General features: G+C 41.2%; 3 protein-coding genes and 1 pseudogene. 2 read left to right on the top strand and 2 right to left on the bottom strand.

Annotation, left to right across the window (positions count from 1 at the left end):
* The coding region (locus BCT81_RS26945; protein ID WP_102426451.1) for a cytochrome b/b6 domain-containing protein at positions 1-507 on the top strand (507 nt) is incomplete at its 5' end.
* A 133-nt stretch (positions 508-640) separates the two neighbouring features.
* On the opposite strand, the gene BCT81_RS26950 is transcribed toward BCT81_RS26945, so the two are convergent.
* Positions 641-1,171, bottom strand: coding sequence for a 3'-5' exonuclease (locus tag BCT81_RS26950; RefSeq protein ID WP_061031613.1), 531 nt, complete (start codon positions 1,169-1,171; stop codon positions 641-643).
* Between the two features lie 87 nt (positions 1,172-1,258).
* On the bottom strand, positions 1,259-2,797 hold the full coding sequence (locus BCT81_RS26955; protein ID WP_061031614.1) for a sensor domain-containing diguanylate cyclase: 1,539 nt from the start codon (positions 2,795-2,797) through the stop codon (positions 1,259-1,261).
* Positions 2,798-3,147: 350 nt separating this feature from the next.
* Between BCT81_RS26955 and BCT81_RS26960 the strand changes: the two are divergent.
* Positions 3,148-3,379: pseudogene (locus BCT81_RS26960) on the top strand (DUF2760 domain-containing protein); the annotation flags it as partial.

Here is a 3,379-nt window from a genome sequence, read left to right on the forward strand (position 1 = left end):
AGAGTAAATAATAACCTCGCTAATAAAGTCGATTTTCTTCACTGGGGGATGTTTAGTGGGGTAATGCTAACGTTAACTCTCGGTTTTATATCAAGCCGACTTCTGCCTTTCTCAGACAAGTATCCAACGATTTTAATTCATCAGATACTCGGCTCAATTGTCCTTATTCTCATCAATATATTAATTGCAAGAATGTTAGTTAAACCAGAGCCAGAGAAACGCAAGTTCACCTTGCCTAAAGTAGTTCAATTTGTTCAAGCAGTTACATTGACCTTTATCGCTATATCAGGTTTAAGCATGGCACTGATTGATACGCCAGTATTCAGTTTGTACTCATGGGCATTTAGCGATAGTGCAACCTCTAGAGAAGTATTTTCTTTACTGTTTTTGATTCACGCTACTGCGATTAAAGTTTTTATGTCGTTAGTGACATTACATATATTGGGGGCATTGAAGCATCATTTCTTTGATAAAGGCGATAAGCTCAAGATAATGCTAGGGAAATAAATACCTTAATACGCGAACGATGATGATTTATTTAGTCACTATGGTAATAACAGCCCACAGGAAGATGTAAAAAAGCCACCTTATCCAGGTGGCTTTCTTATATTTCGAAGTAAATATTAATATTCGCTTATTGCTAAAGCATCGTCAGAGCAAGCTTCGCAAGGTTGTAAGCATCAACATAACCAGAATGCTGGCGACCTTCCCACTCGATGTCTTTTGCTTCTTGAGCCGCTCGATGGCCGATGCGTTTGTCTTTCAAACGGTTCTGCACGCGATAAAGCGTCGCAATGTTGATGAACTCGCTAAATGGTGGCTCGATGCCTTTCTCTTGACACTCTTTGTGTAAAATCAGGTCATCGCGTCCCCACGCAGCATAGATCTTGTTTGGACCACCAAAGTTCTTGATCATCGATTTGATGACTGACTCTAGCGGACGACCCTGCTTTTCGATTTTGCGTGGAGTAATGCCGGTTAGCTCGGCACAGAATTGAGAAACTTCGTCTTTTTCTGGCTTAACGTAATATTGTGCTCGTTTCACGATGGTTCCAGATGCTAGATCAATCTCAGCAAGACCCACTTCAATGATCTCGCCTGTTGTTCCTACACCATTTTCGCTCCAACAGCACATTTCCAAATCGAAACACACCACTCGATTGTGATTCATACGTCGCCTAATTCTCTCGTAAAAAATTTTGTGAAATTGTACATGAGCCCAATACAGAACTCGACCCCAGTTGCATCAAGTGCTCACTTAGCCTGCAATTGTGACTCGATTTCGGCCATTTGACTTACTTTGATAAAGCATACTGTCTGTTTTTTGCAGCAATTCTTCTGTGTCTTCACTGGTATGAATCGCGGCACCAATACTCAATGTGCAGCTTAACTGTTGCCCTTTATGCTCACAATGAGAGTGACTTACTGTATTTAGAATGCATTGTAAGTAGCGGTCTAGCGCTTCATGATTTGAGATGCTCGAAATAATACAGAATTCATCTCCGCCCAAACGGAAAAGGTTATCCCCTTCTTTCAGGTTTACCGAAATCAACTTGATGACATGCACAAGCAAAGCATCGCCAGCAGGGTGACCAAACTTGTCATTGATGCTTTTAAACTTATCGACATCAAACCCAATCAAGCTAAATGACTCACTTCGCTTAACCGCCCTATCAAACATCTTATTGAAAGCTCGTCGGTTATAGATTTCAGTTAAGCTATCGTGGTTCGCAAGGAATCGGAGCTCTTCCGTTCTTTTGTCTAGCATGCGGTACAGGCGCTCTTTTTCTCTGATCTGCATATTCACGATGTACGCTAACAACAATGAGATGGTTGTTCCGACTAAGGCAATTCCAGTTAGTACTAGGTAGCCATAAAAAGAGATGCAGGCATCTATCTTGTAATCGATCTTCCAATTTCGGTTGGTCAACTCGATTGTCTTAGTTATATGGTGCCCTGTTACTCCCTCATAACCTTGAGTTTCAAATAGAATTGGGGAGTCTTCAGCTTCAAACCCGGTATCCGTAACGCGAATGTACACGTCCATATCACCGACGGCAGAGGCTAACAGGTTCTCAAAGTAGTAAGTTGTGCGAACCACGCCAATCACAACACCAAGTAGGTTATCACTTTCGCCTTCAAACACAGGGTGATAAACCAGCATGCCTGCCTTAGGCGTATCTTGAGTTAGACCATCTTGAATAAGGCGTACTTTGTCCGAGATATTCGCTTGGCGCGTCTGTTTAATATTTTCGATGATCAGTCTAAAACGTTCACGAGAAGAGTAGAAACCAATCACTTTGTCATTGGCTTCGGTATTTGGGTAAATATCAGTCGCGATATAAGCTGGCTCTCCATTTAGAATGTAGCCATAAGCTTTCTCTTCATGTTTAGGGATAGTGAACAACTGGTAAGCCGGATACTTTGCTTCCATTTTCGCGGTATGTTCGGCAATTTCATCTGCCGCAACTTTCTGCATCCACTGCAAGCCAATCAAGCTCTTTGAACCGTTAATGGTTTGCTGTGCGAATCGATCGAACTTGTCCCAATTTTCAGGATCATTCGAATAGAAGAAGTTTGCACCCGAACCTATGTAGGCCACATCATTGTCGATAAACGCTTCCAAGCTCAGTGTTTGGTGTTTAGCAAAACTGTCCAAATTCATGTTTAAAGCACGATTTTGGTTAAGTGCGACGAGTATAAAACACAACACTGTTATCAAAAAACTGACCGAAAATACGACCAGTGGGAGCGTCCGTCTCTTCAACCCTGTTAGTGGGTCGGTAGTGTGTGGCATAAAGGTTCCAATTAGGCTTCGATGAGCTAAAAGTATATAACGGAAGGGAATGATGCTCCATTTAAGTTTTCGTCCTAAAAATGACATAAATCGTGCACAGTTTACTTCGCCCTTACATCACAGGTTAACAATCGACCAAATCTCGACTAAATTTCAAGCTAACACACTCAAAAACCACTTGTTTGAAAACATAAATTACCACTCTTAAGCCTTGAATATGCTAGTATCCATTCATATTTATAGCTTGAAAGCGACCATTTTGGTTTTGTGCCAATGCGTTTCTTTCCAACCTGTATATTCAATGAAACCGACGAATATACCGTTAAATCAATTTAAAGAGAAAAATCACTATGATCGTTGATTTGAACCTAATCCCACAGACGTTTGATATGCTTCACGCAGGCCTTACTGCATCAAGCGTTTTACTACTGCTAATTGCCGTTTCTCGTAAAACCAAAGTGGTTGAGAAAGTCGTAGAAAAACCAGTAGAAAAGATTGTCGAAGTAGAAAAAGTTGTTGAAGTAGAGAAAGTCATCGAAAAAGTAGTAGAAGTTGAATCTAAGCTGGCAACAGCACCAACAG

This window comes from Vibrio sp. 10N.261.52.A1, assembly GCF_002876325.1.
Taxonomy (GTDB): domain Bacteria; phylum Pseudomonadota; class Gammaproteobacteria; order Enterobacterales; family Vibrionaceae; genus Vibrio; species Vibrio chagasii.